Annotated in this window: 19 protein-coding genes and 5 tRNA genes; 18 read left to right on the top strand and 6 right to left on the bottom strand. The window is 63.8% G+C overall.

Annotated elements, in window-relative coordinates; all coding sequences use genetic code 11:
- The first annotated feature begins 46 nt into the window (after nt 1-46).
- From fdx to PQR08_RS35970, 5 genes are all read left to right on the top strand, one after another.
- Entirely contained in the window at nt 47-388 is a 342-nt protein-coding gene (fdx, locus tag PQR08_RS35990; RefSeq protein WP_187604546.1) for an ISC system 2Fe-2S type ferredoxin, read from the top strand.
- Nucleotides 389-402: 14 nt separating this feature from the next.
- Complete coding sequence (gene iscX, locus PQR08_RS35985) at nt 403-600, top strand: Fe-S cluster assembly protein IscX (protein WP_035501134.1); 198 nt, start codon at nt 403-405, stop codon at nt 598-600.
- 323 nt (nt 601-923) lie between these two features.
- A complete protein-coding gene (locus tag PQR08_RS35980) occupies nt 924-3,746 on the top strand; it encodes a xanthine dehydrogenase family protein molybdopterin-binding subunit (protein ID WP_408164075.1) in 2,823 nt (940 codons plus the stop codon).
- On the top strand, nt 3,743-4,315 hold the full coding sequence (locus tag PQR08_RS35975) for a (2Fe-2S)-binding protein (protein ID WP_187604548.1): 573 nt from the start codon (nt 3,743-3,745) through the stop codon (nt 4,313-4,315). Before PQR08_RS35980 ends, PQR08_RS35975 begins: the two co-directional genes overlap by 4 nt.
- The gene (locus tag PQR08_RS35970; RefSeq protein ID WP_250483730.1) at nt 4,312-5,547 is read left to right on the top strand and encodes a c-type cytochrome; all 1,236 of its coding nucleotides are present in this window, start codon (nt 4,312-4,314) and stop codon (nt 5,545-5,547) included. Before PQR08_RS35975 ends, PQR08_RS35970 begins: the two co-directional genes overlap by 4 nt.
- A gap of 75 nt (nt 5,548-5,622) precedes the next feature.
- On the opposite strand, the gene PQR08_RS35965 is transcribed toward PQR08_RS35970, so the two are convergent.
- A complete protein-coding gene (locus PQR08_RS35965) occupies nt 5,623-6,567 on the bottom strand; it encodes a patatin-like phospholipase family protein (RefSeq protein WP_250483729.1) in 945 nt (314 codons plus the stop codon).
- 204 nt (nt 6,568-6,771) lie between these two features.
- On the opposite strand from PQR08_RS35965, the gene gltX reads away from it, so the two are divergent.
- The 7 genes from gltX to PQR08_RS35930 all read left to right on the top strand — a co-directional run bounded on the left by gltX (nt 6,772) and on the right by PQR08_RS35930 (nt 9,711).
- On the top strand, nt 6,772-8,181 hold the full coding sequence (gltX, locus tag PQR08_RS35960) for a glutamate--tRNA ligase (protein WP_250483728.1): 1,410 nt from the start codon (nt 6,772-6,774) through the stop codon (nt 8,179-8,181).
- A gap of 149 nt (nt 8,182-8,330) precedes the next feature.
- Nucleotides 8,331-8,406 (top strand) — tRNA-Ala (locus PQR08_RS35955).
- 159 nt (nt 8,407-8,565) lie between these two features.
- A tRNA-Glu gene (locus PQR08_RS35950) sits at nt 8,566-8,641 on the top strand.
- Between the two features lie 71 nt (nt 8,642-8,712).
- A tRNA-Asp gene (locus PQR08_RS35945) sits at nt 8,713-8,789 on the top strand.
- Nucleotides 8,790-8,859: 70 nt separating this feature from the next.
- Nucleotides 8,860-8,935, top strand: a tRNA-Glu gene (locus PQR08_RS35940).
- A 70-nt stretch (nt 8,936-9,005) separates the two neighbouring features.
- Nucleotides 9,006-9,082 (top strand) — tRNA-Asp (locus tag PQR08_RS35935).
- Between the two features lie 164 nt (nt 9,083-9,246).
- Nucleotides 9,247-9,711, top strand: a complete 465-nt coding sequence (locus tag PQR08_RS35930; RefSeq protein ID WP_187604552.1) for a GNAT family N-acetyltransferase — start codon at nt 9,247-9,249, stop codon at nt 9,709-9,711.
- 10 nt (nt 9,712-9,721) lie between these two features.
- Here the strand turns inward: PQR08_RS35930 and PQR08_RS35925 are convergent, their stop codons facing one another.
- Nucleotides 9,722-10,564: an AraC family transcriptional regulator gene (locus PQR08_RS35925; protein WP_035501127.1), complete on the bottom strand. Its 843-nt coding sequence runs from the start codon at nt 10,562-10,564 to the stop codon at nt 9,722-9,724.
- Between the two features lie 151 nt (nt 10,565-10,715).
- Between PQR08_RS35925 and PQR08_RS35920 the strand changes: the two genes are divergently transcribed.
- Nucleotides 10,716-11,132: a gamma-glutamylcyclotransferase family protein gene (locus PQR08_RS35920; protein WP_250483727.1), complete on the top strand. Its 417-nt coding sequence runs from the start codon at nt 10,716-10,718 to the stop codon at nt 11,130-11,132.
- Between the two features lie 105 nt (nt 11,133-11,237).
- On the opposite strand, the gene PQR08_RS35915 is transcribed toward PQR08_RS35920, so the two are convergent.
- Nucleotides 11,238-11,480: a hypothetical protein gene (locus PQR08_RS35915; protein ID WP_187604555.1), complete on the bottom strand. Its 243-nt coding sequence runs from the start codon at nt 11,478-11,480 to the stop codon at nt 11,238-11,240.
- A gap of 260 nt (nt 11,481-11,740) precedes the next feature.
- The gene (locus tag PQR08_RS35910) at nt 11,741-12,376 is read right to left on the bottom strand and encodes a YdcF family protein (protein ID WP_250483726.1); all 636 of its coding nucleotides are present in this window, start codon (nt 12,374-12,376) and stop codon (nt 11,741-11,743) included.
- Nucleotides 12,377-12,729: 353 nt separating this feature from the next.
- On the opposite strand from PQR08_RS35910, the gene PQR08_RS35905 reads away from it, so the two are divergent.
- Nucleotides 12,730-13,041, top strand: coding sequence for a hypothetical protein (locus PQR08_RS35905; protein WP_035501123.1), 312 nt, complete (start codon nt 12,730-12,732; stop codon nt 13,039-13,041).
- A 238-nt stretch (nt 13,042-13,279) separates the two neighbouring features.
- Here the strand turns inward: PQR08_RS35905 and PQR08_RS35900 are convergent, their stop codons facing one another.
- Both PQR08_RS35900 and PQR08_RS35895 read right to left on the bottom strand, forming a co-directional pair.
- Nucleotides 13,280-13,537, bottom strand: coding sequence for a hypothetical protein (locus PQR08_RS35900; RefSeq protein ID WP_250483725.1), 258 nt, complete (start codon nt 13,535-13,537; stop codon nt 13,280-13,282).
- A gap of 251 nt (nt 13,538-13,788) precedes the next feature.
- Nucleotides 13,789-14,190, bottom strand: a complete 402-nt coding sequence (locus tag PQR08_RS35895; RefSeq protein ID WP_008349224.1) for a transposase — start codon at nt 14,188-14,190, stop codon at nt 13,789-13,791.
- A gap of 429 nt (nt 14,191-14,619) precedes the next feature.
- On the opposite strand from PQR08_RS35895, the gene PQR08_RS35890 reads away from it, so the two are divergent.
- From PQR08_RS35890 to rluB, 4 genes are all read left to right on the top strand, one after another.
- Nucleotides 14,620-15,522, top strand: a complete 903-nt coding sequence (locus PQR08_RS35890) for a LysR family transcriptional regulator (RefSeq protein ID WP_187605043.1) — start codon at nt 14,620-14,622, stop codon at nt 15,520-15,522.
- A 74-nt stretch (nt 15,523-15,596) separates the two neighbouring features.
- On the top strand, nt 15,597-16,832 hold the full coding sequence (locus PQR08_RS35885; RefSeq protein ID WP_250483724.1) for a pyridoxal phosphate-dependent aminotransferase: 1,236 nt from the start codon (nt 15,597-15,599) through the stop codon (nt 16,830-16,832).
- A 332-nt stretch (nt 16,833-17,164) separates the two neighbouring features.
- A complete protein-coding gene (scpB, locus tag PQR08_RS35880) occupies nt 17,165-18,127 on the top strand; it encodes an SMC-Scp complex subunit ScpB (protein WP_250483723.1) in 963 nt (320 codons plus the stop codon).
- 130 nt (nt 18,128-18,257) lie between these two features.
- On the top strand, nt 18,258-19,842 hold a 1,585-nt coding region (gene rluB, locus PQR08_RS35875; protein WP_408164070.1), incomplete at its 3' end, for a 23S rRNA pseudouridine(2605) synthase RluB.

The following is a 19,842-nucleotide window of genomic DNA, read 5'->3' as shown; positions in this document are numbered from 1 at the left end:
ATCGCGCGGTTATCGAACAAACAAGCATTTACGGAAAATCAGTCCCATGCCTCAAATCGTTGTGCTGCCTCACGTGGAACTCTGCCCTGATGGCGCGGTGATCGACGCCGACGTCAGCAAGAGCATCTGCGACAACCTGCTGGAACACGGCATCGAGATCGAGCATGCCTGCGAGAAATCGTGCGCATGCACGACGTGCCACGTCATCATCCGGGAGGGCTTCAACGCGCTCGAGCCGTCGGAGGAAGACGAGGACGATCTCCTCGACAAAGCGTGGGGTCTCGAACCGACATCGCGGTTATCATGTCAGGCAATGGTGCCTGCCGACGAGGATCTGGTGGTCGAGATCCCGCGGTACTCCATCAATCACGCCAAAGAAAATCACTGACAGGAGGCTCGCCCATGAAGTGGACAGATACTCAGGAGATCGCGATGGCACTCACCGACGCGCATCAGGATATCGATCCCCAATATGTGCGTTTCACTGACCTGCATCGCTGGATTACTGAACTGGACGGTTTCGACGACGATCCGCAAAAATCCAACGAAAAGATTCTGGAGGCGATCCAGGCGGCCTGGATCGAGGACGCGGATTACTGATCCGGTCCTGCCTGCATTCCCAAGAACGGCGGCTCATTGCGAGCCGCCGTTTTGCTTTTGCTCGCGACTTTCCGCTCGTCCGCAACGCATTTCATGTTTGACAGAACTTGACGTCGCGAGCGTTGTTGCCCCTTTCCCTGCGACTTAAAATCGCGCCCGCTGCGCGTCGGCAATCAATTCCGGCCCGCTGAGTCACGCGTTCGGAAAAGCAATCGTCCGCGTGGCAATGCTTCGCATTGCAAACAAAATTCACATTGCCGAACTTGCGGCGGGCAACGGTCCCGCTGCGGACGATCCGCTGGCGATCACTTGGGGAGAAGTAAATGGGGAAACTCGGCCTGTCGAGGCGCGGTTTTCTGAAAGCGAGCGCGCTCGCTGGCGTGTCGGTGTTCGTTGCGCCGCTCGGCAGCCGTGCGTTTGCCGCGTTGTTCGAAGAGAAGATTCTGACTCCCGTCCAGTGGGATGCGACGAGCGGCGGCGCGAAGTTTCGCATCGACGGCATCGCGAAGGTGACGGGTGCGAAGGTGTTCGCGCGTGACGTTCGCGCGGCGGACATGCCGCATTGGCCGAAGGACCAGTCGCACGCGCTGATCCTGCGCACGACGCGCGCCGACTGCATCTACGAGGGTTTCGATCTTTCGATGCTCGACGGCGGCCTCGCGCCCGATCGCATCGTCACGGCGGACGATCTCGCGCGCGACAAGCTCGCGTTCCCCGCTTTCTATGGCGACGACATGCTGCTGCCCGCCGGTAAGACGCCGGCGTATCTCGGGCAGGCGGTCGCGATCCTGATCTACCACGATTTCGCGCGCTTTCGCTTCGCGAAGGACAAGCTCCAGTTCCGCGACGGCGTCATCCGCTACGGCGCGACGACCGGTCCGATCGAGCGCGACCCGTGGGCGGCGTTCCGCTTCGTGCGCGTCGGCGGCAAGACGCCTTACGACGACGATACCTTCTCCAGTCTCAAGGACACGCCGCTCTTTCCGCACATGATGAAGAAGCGCGAGCCGGTCTGGGCGAGCGCCGCCGAGCACGGCAAGCTCGACGAGCAGGGCGTGTTCCATGCGAACGCGATCGGCGACGCGCTCGATCATCCGCCGGCCGAGTGGCTCGTCGTGGACCGCGCTTATCGCACGCAATCCGTCGACACGGCCGCGCTCGAACCCGACAACGCGAACTGCTGGTATGACGAGGCGACGCAGTCGCTGCATATGGTCATCCCGACGCAGGGCCCGCATGAAGTGGCCGAAAGCGCGATCGAGATGACGGCGAAGTCGCGCTTTGCGGTGAAGAACCTGTTCCTGCATCCGTGCTACACGGTCGGCTACGGATCGAAGGATCACTACAACATGCCGTTCTACGGCCTGCTCGCGTCGCTGTACGGCGATGGCCGTCCGGTGCGTCTCGCCAACGATCGCTTCGAGCAGTTCCAGACTTCGCTCAAGCGGCACGCGTTCGACATGCGCTATCGCATGGCGATCGACCGGAAGTCGGGAATGATTCAGGCGTTCAAGGGCGATTTCGTCGCCAATGGCGGCGGGCGCTGCAACTTCTCGCCATCGGTCGCGATGGTCGGTGCGACGGCGGCGCAATCCATCTACTACATCCCGAAGAGCGATCTGACCGCGACCGCGATCGCATCGCGCGCGCTGGACGCGGGATCGGCGCGCGGCTACGGCACGCTGCAGAGCATGGCCGCGACCGAGATGATGATCGACGAAATCGCGCACACGCTCGAACTCGATCCGATCGAACTGCGCCTGAAGAACGTGATGCGCACCGGCATGAAGAACACGCAGGGCGCGATTCCGGCGGGCGCCGTGCGCGCCGAGGACGTGCTTCGGCGCGCACAGGCGCATCCGCTCTGGACGGAGCGCGCGAAACGCAAGTCGGAATACGAAGCCGCGCATCCGGGCAGCCGCTACGGCGTCGGTTTCGCGTGTACGCAGAAGGACTTCGGCACGGGCGCGGAGAGCGCGTTCGCCAGGATCGAATTCACCGTCGATGGCCGCATCGCGCTGCATCATTCGGGCGCAGAGATCGGCACAGGTTCGTCGACGTCGCAGGCGCTCGCGTGCGCGAAATGGCTCGGCAAGCCCGCGGCCGAGGTTCACATGGCGACGATCGACTGGACCGACCTGCCTGTCGTCACGAGCGGCGATCCGTACATCATGTCGCAGGCCGAGCAGGATCGCCTGAGCGCGAATCCGCGCTGGTCGCCCGCGTACATGTCGCCGGCGAGCGCGACGAACTCGGCGTACTACTTCACGCACGCGACGCGCGAGGCGGCGCGCGTGATCCTCCGTCACGGCATCTGGCCCGCGGCGCTCGCGATCTGGGGGCAGGGCATCGGCGGCGGTCAGGCGACATCGTTCGTCGTGCGCAGCGAAGACGCGCGCTGGACGGACGGCAAGCTTTCCGCCGACGGACTGGAGCCGATTCCCTTCGAGCAACTCGCGAAGAAGGCGCACGAACTCGGGCTCGTCACGGGCGCGGCGGTGCATACGTTCAACCGCTGGCAATGGAGCGAGGCGCAGTTCGACATCGCGGGCGAGGTCGTGCGGCTTCCGCTCGACGGTCTTTCGCTGCGCTTCGGCGACGGCCACGCAAAACGCGCCGCGAAAGCCACGCCCAACGGCTACACGGTGCTCGACCGCAAGCGTGTTTTCATCGCGCCCGTGCAACGCAACAACGCGACCGTCACGTACTACAGCGCGCTCGGCACGCTCGTCGAACTCGCCGTGAGCGAATCGAGCGGCGAGGTCGAACTGCTTTCGCATCATTCGATCATGGAATGCGGCAATCAGATCGCGCCGCAACTCGTATCGGGTCAGTTGCAGGGCGGCCTCGCGATGGGCATCGGGCACGCGCTGCACGAATATCTGCCGCTCTACGAAGACGGCCCGGGCAACGGCACCTGGAACTTCAATCGCTATCGCCTGCCGCTCGCGAGCGACGTCGCCGTGTGGAAGCAGACGGGCGAAGTGCTGCCGCCGCTTTCCGAAACCGATCCGCCGAAGGGCATCGCCGAAGTGGTGATGATTCCGGTGGTCGGGGCCATCGTCAACGCGATCGCGCATGCGATCGGCCATCGCTTCACCGATCTGCCGGTGACGCCGCAAAACATTCAGGAGGTGCTCGCATGACGGCCATCCAATCCGCCGCGAGCATCGAATCGCGCGCGCTCTCGATGACGATCAACGGCAAAAAGATCGGCCCGATGCAGGTGCCCGCCGGTCTGTCGATGATCGATTTTCTGCACGAATACCTCGGCCTCACCGGCTCGCGTCTCGGCTGCGGTCAGGGCATCTGCCACGCGTGCGTGGTGATCGTCGATCACGCCGACGGCACGAGCGAGGAAGCGCGCACGTGCATCAACGGCGCGCATTTCTTCGACGGCAAGTCCGTGCGCACGGTCGAAGGCCATGCGAAGCGCAACGAGCAGGGCGAGGTCGTCGAAATGTCGACGGTGCAGCAGAAGTTCCTCGAACACTTCAGCTTCCAGTGCGGCTATTGCACGCCGGGCTTCGTCAACGCGACGACCGTGCTGATCGAAAGGCTCAGGCGCAATCCGATCGCGAAGGACCAGATCGAAGCGACGATCATGGACGCGCTGAACGAGCACATCTGCCGCTGCACCGGCTATGTGCGCTACTACGAAGCGGTCAAGGATCTCGTGCTCGCCACGCCCGGACTCGTGAAGGACGCCGCATGATGAGATCGATCCTGACCCGTCTCGTCGCGCCGTTGGCGGCGGCATCGTTTGCGCTCGCCGGTTGCAGCGGCCACAACGATATGACGACGCCGCCGAAAAGCTCGCCCGAGCAGATCGCGCGCGGACGCTACCTCGCGCATGCCGCCGATTGCGCCGCGTGCCACACGGCGCCCGGCGGCGCGCCGTTCGCGGGCGGCGTGAAGCTCGAATCGCAGTTCGGCACCTTCTACGGCACGAACATCACGCCCGATCCGAAGCACGGCATCGGCATGTGGAGCGCCGACGAGTTCTACGGCGCGCTGCACGATGGCGTGACGCCGAAGCACAAGCTCTATCCCGCGATGCCGTACACGTCGTATCGGCAGATGTCGCGCGAGGACAGCGACGCGATCTACGCGTACCTGATGACGCAAAAGCCCGCGGCGGTGCCGAACGTCGCATCCGATCTCAAGTTTCCGTACAGCGTGCGCTTCGCCGTGCGTTTCTGGGACATGCTGTTTCTGAAGGACACGCTGCCGGATGCATCGTCGGGACAATCCGCCGACTGGACGCGCGGGCGCTATCTGGCCAACGCGCTCGGCCATTGCGCGGAATGCCACGCGCCGCGCGGCGCGTTCGGCCAGATGCAGGGCGCGCTGACATTGCAGGGCGGCACGCTCGGGCGCATCGGCGCGCCTGACATCACGCCGGCCGCGCTCCGTGCACGCGGCTGGACGGGCGCGGATCTGCAGGCGTTCTTCGCAACCGGCGTGGCGAAGCAAGGTTCCGCGTTCGGCGAGATGCATCCCGTGATCTATCTGAGCACGCAGCACCTGAACGCCGATGACTTGCGCGCGCTCTCGACATATCTGCTCGGCGACGCGCCGCCGCAACCCGCGCCGCTCGTCACCGTCAAGTTCGACGACACCGCGCAACTCGCCGCGGGCCGCCATCTCTACCTCGATTCCTGCGCGGGCTGTCACGGGATCGAAGCTCAGGGCAAGCCGCATGTCGCAGTGGGCATGGATGGCAACTCGACCTTGCGTCAGGCCGATCCGCGCAATCTCGTCGCGTCGATTCTCGACGGCATCGAGGCGCAGCGTTTTCCGGGCATCGAGAACATGCAAACCATGCCGGGATTCGCCGGCACTTACGGCGATGAGCAGATCGCGCAACTCGCGGACTATCTTCGCGTGACGTGGGGCGGACAGCCCGGCGATGTGACGGCCGACAAGGTGAAGTCGCTGCGCTAGATTTGGACGCTTGAAAAGACACGAGGCCACGCGATATTGCGTGGCCTCGTTGCATTTGATACGCGATGAAAACGATCAGACCCGCGCGCCGCGCTCCGCGAACTGTCGCTGCAGCGTCGGCCACATCTTGGCGACCGCTTCCTCGCCCGCGAGGATCGACGCGTTGCGCTGGCTGAAATCGCTGCTGCTCATCGCGACGAGATTCGGGCGAATCACCGCGTTGGCGTATTTGTCGAGTTCATAGGCCTTGATGGTCTGGCCCATGATCGTGAACGTCTGCATCAGCACGTCGAACGAACTGGACGTGAGCCCGCTTTCCGGCCGCGCCGAGATATCGACCGCGATCACGAAATCGGCGCCCATCTTGCGCGCGAACGCGGCCGGCACCGGACTCACGAGGCCGCCGTCGACATACTCGCGATCCCCGATCTTCACCGGCTCGAAAATCGACGGCACGCTGCACGACGCCCGCACCGCGATGCCCGTGTTGCCGCGCTGGAAGAGAATCGGCTGGCCGCTCTTCAGATCCGTGGCGACGATGCCGAGCGGCTTCGCCATCTTTTCGATCGGACGATTGTCGAGCGTCTTGTTCAGATAGTTTTGCAGCGCGACGCCCTGCAGGATGCCGCGCGTGCGAAAGGGCATCGCCCAGTCGCTGATCGAGGCTTCGTCCATGGTGAGCGCGAGCTTGTTGATCGCGATGCCGGTCATCCCCGATGCGTACAGCGCCGCGATCACCGAACCCGCGCTCGTGCCCGCGACGAGATCGACGCGCACGTTGCGCGCTTCCAGCGCCTTGATCACGCCGATATGCGCGAAGCCGCGCGCGGCGCCGCCGCCGAGCGCGAGACCGATACGAATCGGCCGCTGCGGCTCCGTGTTCGACGGCGGCGCGACCGGCGTGCCGGAGGCGGTTTCGCCCGACACGCCGCCGCTCGTGGTCGTGCAGGCGGCGAGAATGGACGATGCGGCCGCGAGCGAGAACGCGCGGCGCGAAAGACGGGGTGACGATGAATTCAAGGTTTGCTCCGGCGGTGCAGCGGGTCCCGGGCGCCCGTCCGTGCGGGCGTTGCAGGCGGGTGTTTCGGGAGATCGGGAAAAGCGCGCACATCATAAAACAAAAGGCGCGCGGACCGGCGCAAAGCGGGCGGCGAGTATAATTTCGTCTCATTTTGAGCGGGAATCGAGCGCGAGCGCGCACCGCCATTCATCGAGTAAACAGCAATGACCACCCAAGTCCGTACACGCTTCGCCCCGAGCCCGACCGGCTTCATCCATCTCGGCAATATCCGCTCCGCGCTCTATCCGTGGGCGTTCGCACGCAAGATGAAGGGCACCTTCGTGCTGCGCATCGAGGACACCGATCTGGAGCGCTCCACCGATGCATCGGTCGATGCGATTCTCGAAGGCATGGCGTGGCTCGGACTCGATTTCGACGAAGGCCCGTTCTATCAGATGCAGCGCATGGAGCGTTATCGCGAGGTCGTCGCGCAGATGATGGAGAAAGGGCTCGCTTACCACTGCTACATGTCGACGGAAGAACTCGACGCGCTGCGCGAGCGTCAGCGCGCCGCGGGCGAAAAGCCGCGCTACGACGGCACGTGGCGTCCCGAGCCGGGCAAGGTGCTGCCGCCGGTGCCGGAAGGCGTGAAGCCGGTCGTGCGCTTTCGCAATCCGCTGACCGGCGCGGTCGCCTGGGACGACGCGGTGAAAGGCCACATCGAAATCTCGAACGAGGAACTCGACGATCTCGTGATCGCGCGTCCCGACGGCACGCCGACCTATAACTTCTGCGTGGTCGTCGACGATCTCGACATGAAAATCACGCACGTCATTCGCGGCGACGATCACGTGAACAACACGCCGCGTCAGATCAACATCCTGCGCGCGCTCGGCGGCGAGGCGCCCGTGTACGCGCATCTTCCGACCGTGCTGAACGAGCAGGGCGAGAAGATGAGCAAGCGCCACGGCGCGATGAGCGTGACGGGCTACCGCGACAACGGCTATCTGCCGGAGGCGGTCGTGAACTATCTCGCGCGTCTCGGCTGGTCGCACGGCGATGCCGAGATCTTTTCGCGCGAGCAGTTCGTCGAATGGTTCGATCTCGAGCATCTCGGCAAGTCGCCGGCTCAGTACGACCACGATAAGCTCAACTGGCTCAACGCGCATTACATCAAGGAAGCGGACAACGCGCGGCTCGCGGAGCTGACGAAGCCGTTCCTGCTGGAGGCGGGCATCGATGCCGCTGCCATCGACGGCGGCGCGCCGCTCGATCAGGCGATCGCGCTCCTGAAGGATCGCGCATCGACGGTGAAGGAGATCGCCGATAACGCCGCGATGTTCTACCGCGAGCCTGCCATCGATCGGGACGCCTTCGCGCAGCACGTCACCGATGCCGTGCGTCCGGCCATCGCCGACTTGCGTGCGGCGCTCGCGAACGTCGAGTGGAGCAAGGAAGCGATCGCGGCGGCGCTCAAGTCGACCCTCACGGCGCACAAGCTCAAGATGCCGCAACTCGCGATGCCGGTACGGCTGCTGGTCGCGGGTACGACCCACACGCCATCGATCGATGCCGTCCTGATGCTCTTCGGTCGCGAAGCCGTGTTGAAGCGTCTGGAGAAGGCGAACGTCTGAATGCGCAATGACGGATGACTCGCGGCGGCGATCGCGCGTCATCCATTGCGCGCATCGGCGTTCGACGAGACAAAAAAGTTTCGCGTAAGTCGTCAGAAGGTATTTACAGCTTCAAATACGCCCTATACAATCTCGTTTCTGTTCTGCAAGGGGGTATAGCTCAGCTGGGAGAGCGCTTGCATGGCATGCAAGAGGTCAGCGGTTCGATCCCGCTTACCTCCACCATAGAACAGATGAAGTAGCGCAAGCCTGGTTGATTGGAATCGGAAAGCGCAGAAAATACTTCACAAGTAACACGAAGTTGTATAGAATTTCGGTCTTCGCTGATTGGCGTCAAGTAGGTTGCCGAAGCGAAACGTAGTACAGACAGAATCACAAGTTTCTGTCCCCTTCGTCTAGAGGCCTAGGACATCACCCTTTCACGGTGAGTACAGGGGTTCGAATCCCCTAGGGGACGCCAAAACATCGGCGGCTGCTAGTAAAAAGCGCTGCAAGACTCGCAGGTGACATTGCGGGTTGATGAAAAGAAGTGGAGCGGTAGTTCAGTTGGTTAGAATACCGGCCTGTCACGCCGGGGGTCGCGGGTTCGAGTCCCGTCCGCTCCGCCAACTTGCGAGCAGGAACACTCCGGCTAATGAGAGCCGGTTTTTTTTCGCCGCAAAGTGTATAGAAGTTGAAGTCCCCTTCGTCTAGAGGCCTAGGACATCACCCTTTCACGGTGAGTACAGGGGTTCGAATCCCCTAGGGGACGCCAGAACATCGGCGGCTGCTAGTAGAAAGCGCTGCAAGGTTCGCAGATGACACTGCGAGTCGATCAAAGAAGTGGAGCGGTAGTTCAGTTGGTTAGAATACCGGCCTGTCACGCCGGGGGTCGCGGGTTCGAGTCCCGTCCGCTCCGCCAAATCGTTGTGCGAAAAATCCAGCCCGTCGGCTGGATTTTTTTTGCCCGCTCGCCGGGCCGCTTCCCTTTCGTACGCCTTCGATTCGCACTCGACCGTAATAATGGCCATTGCCAGCCCGCGCGCACTGTCTTAGTGTTTAGGCACTTGTTCTCGTGCCCGTGCGATGCTCGACCCGACCGAAGACCTCTCGCTCTATCAATTGCGCCAGGCGACCATGGCGGACTTCGCCTTCGCCGAAGCCCTCACGCACGACAACATGGTTGGCTATTACCGTCGCCATAATCTCGTGTGGCGCGGCGATCTCTTCCTCTCCAGCTGGCGTGAGTCCGAAAATTTCATCTTGCAGGCGGACGGGATTCCGATCGGGGTCATGCGCGTTACCGAGGAAGACAATTCGCTGCATGTCCGGGACGTGCAGATCGCGCAGGGTTATCGCGGGCGCGGAGCCGGAACGTTCCTGCTCAACACGGCGCATCGATGGGCGAGAGCGCGCGGGCTCGCCGAATGTCAGTTGCGCGTGTTCGTCGATAACCCGGCGGCACGGCTCTACGTTCGTCTGGGATACCGGCCGGCGGGTCCGCGTCTCGCGCAGCTCGGCGCGATCCGGCACATGGTGCGGCGCGTCTGAAGACGCGCGCCTATGCGCCGTCGATTTCGCGCGTATCGCGATCATCGCGGGTATCGCGTGCGAAAAATGCGCGCGGGCTCTCGCCGAATGCACGACGGAACATCGCGGAAAATGCACTCTGGCTTTGATAGCCCAGTTCGCGCGCGACTTGCGCGAGCGGGCGCCCCTGGCTCAATAAAGGAATTGCACGCGCGAGGACGGCCTGCTGACGCCACTGCGAAAAACTCACGCCCAGTTCGCGCCTGAACAGGCGCGCGATGGTGCGCGAGCTCGCACCCGCTTCCGACGACCAGCGTTCCAGATCCGAATGCGACGGATCGGCCAGCACGGCGTTGCACAAGGCGCGCAGACGCTTTTCGTTCGGCATCGGCACGGAGAGCGGCAAAGGCTGCGAACGGATGATCTCATCGAGCGCGAGCGTGCCGAGCAGCCGCTCGCGTTGACGGGAAATCGATTCTTCGTCGAGCGCGGCGATGACTTCGCGCAAGAGCGGCGACACTTCGACGACGCGGCACGCGCCGAGTCCGGCCGGCACCACGCTTGCATCGACATACAGCGTGCGTAGATACGCGTCCTCGACGATCACGACTTCATGCGTGACATTGGGCGGCACCCAGATCGCGCGCGAGGGCGGCACCATCCAGGTGGAATCGGCAGTCGCGACGCGCAGCACGCCACGCGACGTGTACGCGACCTGCGCCCAGGGGTGCGTATGCAGCGCGATACGCACGCCATAAGGAACCGGCCGCGACCGTACGCGAATCGGATGATCGAGCGTCGGCGAATGCTCGACGGGAATGTCGAGATGCTCGACTTCCTCGCTCGACGGTCTCGATTCGACAAACGTAGGCATGTTCGCTCGGTTGGGGTGTGTTCGGGTGTCCTGGATTCATCGGGACGCACGCGCCGATGGTAGCCGAAAGCGCTCGCCGGAGCGCGCCGCGATTTTTGCGCGGGGCATAATTGCCGTGGGTCAACTTCCCGACAACAGGAGCGCGTTTTCGATGCAATACGTTTTTGTCTACGGCACGCTGCGCGCCGGTGAGGTCAACGATATCAACCGCGCAGCCGGACGCAACGGCATCGCGACGCCGGAATGGATCGGCGCTGCGCATGTCCGCGGGCGACTCTTTGACTTCGGCACGTATCCGGGGCTCGTGATCGACGAAGAGGGCGCGCCGATTCGCGGCGACGTCTATCGCATCGACGACGCGCTCGTGCCCGTGCTCGATGAAATCGAAGAGGTCTATCCGGGCGTCGAAGGCTTGTTCCGATCGCATCGACTGCACGTGGAAGTGGATGTCGATGGCAGGATGGATCGGATCGATTGCCTGATCTATCCGATCGCGGCTGCGGCCGTCGCCGGACAGCCGTGTATCGAGAGCGGAGACTGGGTGTCGCATCGCGCGACACGCGTGTGAGCGCTGGGCGATACAACGACTAAATAAATTCCGCACCGCCCCGGAGCCGATGTGTCGGTTCCAGGGCGGCGTGAATGGCCCCGTGCCTACAGTGTGAAGCCAGGCTTACTGGGTCGAGCCAGCCGCCGGCTTGGGCGATTTCTTGTGATGCATCGACTTGTGCGAAGGCGCTTGCGAGCGCATGTTTTGCATGTTCTCTTGCTGCGTCTGCAAATTTTGCGCACGCGATTCGATATCGGCGATCTTCGCAGGATCGGTGCTCATGGTCACGCCCTGATCGCTCTGGGCGTAAGCGCCCGACGCGACCGCGCTGAGGGACAACAGAACAGCCAGGGACACTTTCTTCATTGTTACCTCCTAGTGGCAGTTGAACCCGGGAATCGTCTGTCCGATCCGGTGGAATGACGCCTCCGTCTGAGCAAAAATCGCTCCCGCCGTTTTGCGGGACGTCAGTCGCGAGCCTCGCGCGTCTGACGATCAGACAATCCGCATCATAAGCCTGGAATCGGGCAACCGTGTGTCGTGCGTCCTTCCGGCGCCGGTCGTGGACGCGCAGGCGTCATCGTCGAATTATTTTAGAGTGCTTAGCATCGCGACACGCGCCCCGGCTAGTAGAGATGCAACCAGCGATACACATTGAAGCGCGCGAGCCCGACGAGTTCGTGCATGGCGAGTTCGCTGTTCGCGAAGCCTCGCATACGCGGAAGCAAGGTGACGCGAGTGGGCCGCACGTCCGACACGTAAGGCACGGGAGCGTAGCCGAAAGCCTCGAACGCGCGCATCGAGCGCCGCATGTGATACGCGGATGTGACGACGATCAAACGGCTGTCATGTGCGGGGCCCACAATTTCGGCCACGTTGCGCGCGTTCTGGTAAGTATTGAGGCTCTGATTCTCGCGCATAAGGTCGCCAGGAGCGACGCCCTCCGCGAGCACGTAAGGCGCGTAATTGTCAGCTTCGGCCTGCCCGTGGCGCTGCGGGTCGCCGCCGCTCAGGATCACCTTGCACGACGCGCCGGTTTCGCGGCACTCGCGATAAAGCTTCCCGATGGCGGCGATGCGGCGCATCGCATTGAACTGCGGAACGAGTCCCGCGTCGCTGCGAGCGGTGCCGCCGCCCATCAGCACCATCGTCGTCTGAGGGGCGAACGACGGCACGTCGGTATGACGATAGCCGTGCTGCGCGAGATCGAGCAGCGGAGTCGCGAGCCAGCCCGCGCCCATCGCCCACGCGAACGCCGCCACGGCGATCGCGATCTGGGTGCGGCGGCGTCGCCACAGCGCAAATAATGCAAAAAAAAGCAGCAATAAAGTGAATAGAACCAATTTGATTGGGGTAACGTATTGGTTTGAGGGCAATTCGTTCCGTCATCGCGTGCTTTGGAACGCATCGGCGGATGTCGCAGTAAAGCGCGTGATTAGCGCGCTCTCAACGGGGGCTTGTAATAGAAAGCAGCACCTAACGCAAGCGGCGGCCAAACATTCGGCTGCGAGTCGTCATCGCAGACGAGATTCGGCGCGCCGCGTTTAGTCGACGTCGCGGCCCGTTTTGCGACCGTCACGGGCGTCGTCATGGCTGCACAGGAAGAAAGAACGAGATGACCACGTATTCCAACGAAGTTGTACTCGAAGCACTTCGCCGTGCGCAGTATCGTCAGGTTCCCTGGGCGAAACGTCCCAACGTTTTCGACCTCCTGCGCGCGCTCGGTTTGCTCGAACTCACCCGGCAGCGCACCGTGGCGCCCGCGCCTGGATTTCATGCTCCCGTCGACATCGCGGTCGTCACCGAGCGCGGCAAGCACGAATTCTCGCGGCTCTCGCGCGACGAGCGCTCCAGCGACTGGGACTTGCGTCGTGCTGAACGTTACACGTTCGGCGGTCAGGAAGCGGTTCTGGAGGCGCGAGTCTAGTACTTCCGGGTACGCCCGGAAGCCTTCGACAGTCGACAGACGGGTCGAGGGCGGGTTGTCGTCAAACGAAAAAGCCGACAATCGGCCTGCAGTCGACGCTCAGCCAAAAAAGTGCCCGTATCGCGAACGACACGGGCAGACCGGATATCACTGTTGCCACGCGCTGTTCATGGCATGGGGTGTGACTGGCGCGCGCCGAAGTGGTTCCTTGAAGCGCGCATCGTCCTGCAGCGAAAACTCAGCGATGCTGCAAGTGCGGATCGCGTTCCGAATCGGGGCGTGGGCGCGCGTTATTCGCGATGTCGCCCCGCAGATCGCCACGCGGCGCGGGTGGCGCGGCATCGCGACTCCGGCCGGCGTTCTGCGACGCGGCCATCGAGGCCTTCGTAGTCACGTGGAAATCGGATGCAGGCGGCGGGGGCTGGGCCTGGCTCATCGCCGCAGTGCTCGTCAGCGCGACGAACGCGCCGTGCACGAGCAGAGTCGATGCCTTCATGGTGAAATCCTCGAAGCCTTCGTGGGGCCTGTTCGATCATTCACCAAGCTATGCTGTGATCAGCGGTAGCGCTGTAAGGAATGGTAAAGAGTTGTTTCGTCGTGGCCTCACGCCGGACGGCTGGCCCGCGCCGGCTGTGGCGTCGGCGCGACGAATTCGGAAGGACTGGATTTCGCGCAGGCCAAGGCCTGCGCGAGAGGCAAAACGTCTGCGTGAAGCCGGCAGCGCCGGCTTCGAAGAAGCGAATCCGGTCAGGCCATCTTCGCCGGAGCGCGCCACGATTCCGGATTCGTCCAGAACGCGCCGCGCAGACGATCCCGACTCGGCGGCGCCGGCGGTTTCGCGGCGCTCGAACCGATGCGCCCGCGCAGCGACACTTCACGGCCGTTGCTGGAAAGGCGCTTCACGATTTCGGCCAGCGTACCGTCCGCCTGCCATTCATCGAAGCGGCGGCGGCAGGTCGGCGGGGACGGATAGCGTCCGGGCAACTTCGACCAGCCTTCGCCAGTCGACAGCACCCACAAAACCGCGTTGACCACAGCTCGCGCTTCGACGCGCGGACGTCCACGCCGTTCGCTACGCGCCGGCTCGGAACAGAACAACGCCTCGACCAGCGCCCACTCGTTATCTCTCAAATCGTCGAACAGCACCATATCTCACCTCAGCGAAGCTAACCCCGGTGCGCTGCCCCGCGCCGCGCACTCTGGGCGGAATTCGAAAAACGAATACCTGGGAAGGAGGCCGGAGCGGTTGCGGCGGACGAATGTTCGATATAACCGCGTATGGCCCCGACCTCTGTGCGCAATGAAATGCGAGAACCGTGCCATGCATGTCGCGAAATCCGGGAAACCCGCATGGCAGTAGGCTGACGCGATGTCAGCATGGCCCGTATCAGACCCGAAACAGACTGATTAAGAAATCGGGACAATCACCAATCAAGTGCAATAGGCCCATCCAGCGTGCGTTTCGGCAATTTGCTGCACCGCAGCGAAACGTACGTTCGCGCATGAAATCACACCAATAGGCCGTTATAATTTCGCATGAAACAGGCTAATTGATGAGCAATTTGAATGAGCGCGCCCTTGAACGTGACGTTGCGGCAACTGCGCGTCTTCATCGAAGTATCGAGACTGCGCAGCTTCAGCCGCGCGGGCGATGAGATCGGTCTGACTCAGTCGGCGGTCAGCCGCTGCGTGCGCGAACTGGAAGGGGAGATAGGCCTCAAACTGATCGACCGGACGACGCGCGAGGTGCTGCTGACCGACGTCGGCGCGAACCTGGTCGGCACTGTGTCGCGTCTTCTGGCGGATCTGGACGAAGCGCTGCGCGAGGTGCGTGATCTCGGTGAGCAGCGTCGCGGACGCGTGATCGTCGCCGCGAGCCCGACCGTCGCGTGCCGCCTGATGCCGCGGGTGCTCGCGACGTGCCTGCGTCAGTTTCCGCTGATCACGCTGAGTTTGCGCGACGACGTCCAGTCCGACGTCCTGCGCAAGGTCAAGTCCGGTGAAGTCGATTTCGGCGTGGTGATCGGCCCGTTTTCCTCCGACGATCTGCATGGCGAGCCCGTGATGACCGATTCGTTCTGTCTCGTCGCGCGGCGCGACCATCGGCTCGGGCGCGAGGCTGCGGTGCCGTGGGCAGCGCTTGCCGGCGAGCGGCTCGTCATGCTCGACTACGCATCCGGAAGCCGGCCAATCATCGATGCCGTGATGCACGAGCACGGCGTCGAAGCGCAGGTCGTGCAGGAACTCGGCCACTCGGCGACCGTGTTCGGGCTCGTGGAGGCGGGCGTCGGCGTAAGCGTCTTGCCGTGGCTGGCGCTGCCGCTGCCGGCGGACTCGTCGCTTGTGGCATTGCCGCTCGAACCGCGCGCCGAGCGGACCGTGGAGCTCGTGCGCCGGCGCGATCGTTCGCTGTCGCCGGCGGCGGAATCGGTCTGGTCGCTGATCGCGTCGTTGCCGAGGCGTGCGGAAGACCTCGCCTAGGCCGTTCGGCCGACTGGGAAAACGCGGGACACGCGTTAGACTTCCTTTTTTAAGACAAGACGATGGGGCGATCGATGAGTGAGTCGGAAGGAGCGGTGATCAGCGAGCTGAGCCAGCTGGCTGGCGTGCACGGATCCGGTGCGCCGAACGCCCGCGCCGCGGTGCGGGCCTTGAGGCCGTCGCAGATCCGCGAGGTCGCGAACGCGGGCTTCGGCGTACCCGACGTGCTTCCGTTCTGGTTCGGCGAATCGGACCGCGTGACGCCGCAGTTCATTCGCGACGCCGCGAGCCGCGCACTCGCCGACGGCGCCACCTTCTACACGCACAATCTCGGCATCGCGCCCCTGCGTGAGTCGCTCAGTCGTTACGTGAGTGCGCTGCATGGCGCGACGACGCCAGCGCACATCGCCGTCACGAGCGCCGGCGTGAATGCGCTGATGCTCGCGGCGCAACTCGTCGTTGGAGCGGGCGACCGGGTCGTCGCGGTGACGCCACTCTGGCCGAATCTCGTCGAAATTCCGAAGATCCTCGGCGCGAGTGTCGACACGGTCTCGCTGACTTATGACGCGCGCGGCTGGACGCTCGACCTCGACCGCCTGCTCGCGGCGCTTACGCCGGACACGCGCATGCTGATGATCAATTCGCCGAACAACCCGACCGGCTGGACGATGGCGCGCGAAGATCAACGCATCGTGCTGGAGCATTGCCGCCGTCACGGCATCTGGATCGTCGCGGACGAAGTCTATGAGCGTCTGTATTACGGCGAGGGCATGTCCGTCGCACCTTCCTTTCTCGATCTCGCCGCGCGCGACGAACGTGTGATCGCGGTGAATTCGTTTTCGAAAGCATGGCTGATGACTGGCTGGCGGCTCGGCTGGATCGTTGCGCCGACGCAGTTGATGGAGGACCTCGGCAAGCTCGTGGAATACAACACCTCGTGCGCGCCGTCGTTCGTGCAGCAGGCGGGCGTCGTCGCGGTGGAAGACGGCGAGCGCTTCACGCAGACGCTTGTCGCCGATTTGCGCGCGAGCCGCGATCATCTGGTGAATGCTTTGCAGACGATCGAAGGCGTCGACGTCCGCGCACCGGACGGCGCGATGTATCTGTTCTTCTCGCTGCCGGGCGCGCGAAGCAGTCTCGAACTATGCAAGTCGCTCGTGCGCGAAGCCAGGCTCGGTCTCGCGCCGGGAAGTGCGTTCGGCCCGGAAGGCGAAGGTTTCGTGCGCTGGTGCTACGCGTGCGATCCCGCGCGGCTCGACGCGGGCGTCGAGCGTTTGCAGCGTTTCCTGGCGGCGCGCGCCGTCGCCTGAGTTGTGCCGGCGTCGAGTGAGTTGGGTAGAGCTTGAAGCGTTCACCTTTACGCCCCGGTTGTTTTTGCGTAATATGGCGCTCAGTCACGCGCTTTCGCCTATGAAAGCGCCACCTCGTCCGGCTGGGATGGCCCGGCGATTCGCTCACCGATCGCCCAATATCGCCTCTCCCCGGTGCGTGCTCCCAATCAATATGACCGATTACAATCGGGCGAGCGCGTCTTGAAACTCCGCGTCCAGCTTTATCGTTCGCACCAGTTTGGTGGCGTTCGGTCCTGCGCAAGCCCGATTTTGAATTGAATCATTGACCATACAGGGTTGACCCAAGCTGCATGAATACCCAAGAGGCGAAGATCGTCCTCGAGACTGCCTTGATTTGCGCGCAGGAACCGCTGAGGCTGAATGAATTGCGCAAGCTATTCGCCGACGACATTTCGGCGGATACCGTTCGCACGTTGCTCGAAGCGCTCAAGGCCGACTGGTCGGGACGCGGTGTCGAACTCGTGGCGCTCGCCTCGGGCTGGCGTTTTCAGAGCAAGCCGGCGATGCGGGCTTATCTCGATCGGCTGCACCCCGAAAAGCCGCCGAGGTATTCGCGGGCCGTACTCGAAACGCTGGCGATCATTGCGTATCGGCAGCCGGTTACGCGGGGCGATATCGAAGAGATTCGCGGCGTGACGGTGAACACGCAAGTCGTGAAGCAACTGGAAGACCGTGGCTGGATCGAGGTGATCGGTCATCGCGACGTGCCGGGCCGTCCGGCGCTGTACGCGACGACCAAACAGTTTCTCGACGATCTCGGTCTGACCGCGCTCGACGAGTTACCCGCGCTGGACAATCCAACGGCGCAACTCGAGGCATCGCTGCTCGCGCAGCATTCGATCGAATTCCCGGACAGCATCGCCGGGGACGCGCAGCCGGCGAGCGCTCAGGCGCAGGACACAGTCGAAGCTGCGAATAACGGGGAACACGATGCCGCCGCGCCGGTCAACCCCGTTGAAGCGGCGCAGTCGGCTGAAACCGTCGAAGCCGAGACATCCGGCGGCGATGAGAGCGCAGCCGATGTCCCGGCAGAGCAAGAACAGGCAGAAGAACAGCAGGAAACACTCGGAACGGAACATGCGGACGCGCTGAACGAGCGCGTCGCATTGCCGCCCGGGATTCACGCGCAGTCGCTGAGCACCACGCACGACGCACCCGTGTCGATGCCGCGTGAAGAGGAAAGAGACGCAAGTCCATCGAACGACGCAGAACTGGACGACGACTCCGAAGAACCGACGGCGCGCCGCGCCTGACGCAATTGCAACGCCCCTGATCGCACAACCCGGCTCTCCATAAAGATCATCTCGAGACGACCAGCCGGACCGATCAGCGGATTTTTAGACGCGCCCGCGACGGGCGCGCGATTCGACATTTGAGGTTGTTTTGACACACTCCCACGACAGCGATTCGCCTGAATCCGCGCGCCCGGCGCATGCCGCGGACGCATCCGAGTCGGCCGACGCCGGCGAACGCACGCGCGCCGATCGCGCCGATGAAAGCGGCGAGGGCGAGGACCGGCCGCGCCGCGGACTGCGCCGCGGGCCGCGCAGCCTGATCGCACGGCGTCGCGCTGTCGCGAAGACCAAGGACGAAAGCGTGCCGGGCGCCGTGAGCGAGACGCCGCCCGATGGCGTCGTCGCGGCGCAGGTGCGCACTCCGCGCAAAGACCCGGCCGCAAAACCGCGCAAGAGCGAAGGCGCGAGTCCGCGCGGCCGCAAGAACGCGCGCGCCGATGCTGGCGAGGCCAGTGCCGAAGCGGCGGATGAACCGGTCGTGCAGGCCGAGGCATCCGCGCCGCGTGAAGGTGGACGGCGCAAAAACCCGCCGCAGCAAAAGCGCGGCGGCAAGCGCAACGCCAATGACTCGGGGCCCGCGACGGTCGAGAGCGCGGCCGCTGCCGCCGTCGACGACGTCTTCGCCTACGTGACCTCGCCGGCCTTCGACGCCGACAACGGCTCGGGCGGCGTGCGCGCCCCGATGCTGCGACGCGGCCGCAACGCCCCGCAGCAAAAGCGCGTGCTGGAACCGGACGACGACGCGCCGAAGCTGCACAAGGTGCTCGCCGACGCAGGCATGGGCTCGCGTCGCGACATGGAAGAATTGATCATCGCCGGCCGCGTGTCGGTGAACGGCGAGCCGGCGCATATCGGCCAGCGCATCATGCCGAGCGATCAGGTGCGCATCAACGGCAAGCCGCTCAAGCGCAAGCTCGCGAGCAAGCCGCCGCGTATCCTGCTCTATCACAAGCCGACGGGCGAGATCGTCAGCCACGCGGACCCGGAAGGCCGTCCTTCCGTGTTCGACAAGCTGCCGTCGATGAAAACCGCCAAATGGCTCGCGGTCGGCCGTCTCGATTTCAACACGGAAGGTCTCCTGCTGCTCACGACGTCGGGCGATCTGGCGAACCGCTTCATGCATCCGCGCTACAGCGTCGAGCGTGAATATGCGGTGCGCGTGGTCGGCCAGCTGTCTGAGGGGATGAAGCAGAAGCTCTTGAAGGGCGTCGAACTCGACGACGGTCCCGCCAACTTCCTGCGCATTCAGGACGGTGGCGGCGAAGGCACGAATCACTGGTATCACGTCGCGCTGGCCGAAGGCCGCAATCGCGAAGTGCGCCGCATGTTCGAGGCCGCGGGACTGATGGTGAGCCGCCTGATCCGTACGCGTCATGGTCCGATCGCGCTCCCGCGTGGCCTGAAGCGCGGTCGCTGGGAGGAGCTCGAAGACAATGAGGTGCGCAGCCTGCTGGAGTCGGTCGGCCTGAAGCTGCCGACAGCCGAGAAGGGTGGGCGCAGTGCGGCGCCGCGCGTGCAACCCGATCCGATGCAGACGTCGATGGGCTTCATCACACGCGAACCGGTGCTGAGCTCGCACTCGCGCATGGCCCAGCAGCAGACGCCGGGACGCGGCGGACGGCGCGGTCAGCCCGGCGGCGTGGCCGGCGGCTTCGGGCTCGGCGGCATGGGCG

The sequence above is a fragment of the Caballeronia jiangsuensis genome (assembly GCF_046030135.1).
GTDB classification, from domain to species: Bacteria; Pseudomonadota; Gammaproteobacteria; order Burkholderiales; family Burkholderiaceae; genus Caballeronia; species Caballeronia jiangsuensis.
This window is presented reverse-complemented; position numbering and strand designations above follow the sequence as displayed.

What these genes read in the sequence shown, in the direction of transcription:
- fdx (WP_187604546.1), top strand. Translation starts at nt 47, where the DNA reads ATGCCTCAAATCGTTGTGCTGCCTCACGTGGAACTCTGCCCTGATGGC.
- iscX (WP_035501134.1), top strand. Translation starts at nt 403, where the DNA reads ATGAAGTGGACAGATACTCAGGAGATCGCGATGGCACTCACCGACGCG.
- PQR08_RS35980 (WP_408164075.1), top strand. Translation starts at nt 924, where the DNA reads ATGGGGAAACTCGGCCTGTCGAGGCGCGGTTTTCTGAAAGCGAGCGCG.
- PQR08_RS35975 (WP_187604548.1), top strand. Translation starts at nt 3,743, where the DNA reads ATGACGGCCATCCAATCCGCCGCGAGCATCGAATCGCGCGCGCTCTCG.
- PQR08_RS35970 (WP_250483730.1), top strand. Translation starts at nt 4,312, where the DNA reads ATGATGAGATCGATCCTGACCCGTCTCGTCGCGCCGTTGGCGGCGGCA.
- gltX (WP_250483728.1), top strand. Translation starts at nt 6,772, where the DNA reads ATGACCACCCAAGTCCGTACACGCTTCGCCCCGAGCCCGACCGGCTTC.
- PQR08_RS35930 (WP_187604552.1), top strand. Translation starts at nt 9,247, where the DNA reads ATGCTCGACCCGACCGAAGACCTCTCGCTCTATCAATTGCGCCAGGCG.
- PQR08_RS35925 (WP_035501127.1), bottom strand. Translation starts at nt 10,564, where the DNA reads ATGCCTACGTTTGTCGAATCGAGACCGTCGAGCGAGGAAGTCGAGCAT.
- PQR08_RS35920 (WP_250483727.1), top strand. Translation starts at nt 10,716, where the DNA reads ATGCAATACGTTTTTGTCTACGGCACGCTGCGCGCCGGTGAGGTCAAC.
- PQR08_RS35915 (WP_187604555.1), bottom strand. Translation starts at nt 11,480, where the DNA reads ATGAAGAAAGTGTCCCTGGCTGTTCTGTTGTCCCTCAGCGCGGTCGCG.
- PQR08_RS35905 (WP_035501123.1), top strand. Translation starts at nt 12,730, where the DNA reads ATGACCACGTATTCCAACGAAGTTGTACTCGAAGCACTTCGCCGTGCG.
- PQR08_RS35900 (WP_250483725.1), bottom strand. Translation starts at nt 13,537, where the DNA reads ATGAAGGCATCGACTCTGCTCGTGCACGGCGCGTTCGTCGCGCTGACG.
- PQR08_RS35895 (WP_008349224.1), bottom strand. Translation starts at nt 14,190, where the DNA reads ATGGTGCTGTTCGACGATTTGAGAGATAACGAGTGGGCGCTGGTCGAG.
- PQR08_RS35885 (WP_250483724.1), top strand. Translation starts at nt 15,597, where the DNA reads ATGAGTGAGTCGGAAGGAGCGGTGATCAGCGAGCTGAGCCAGCTGGCT.
- scpB (WP_250483723.1), top strand. Translation starts at nt 17,165, where the DNA reads ATGAATACCCAAGAGGCGAAGATCGTCCTCGAGACTGCCTTGATTTGC.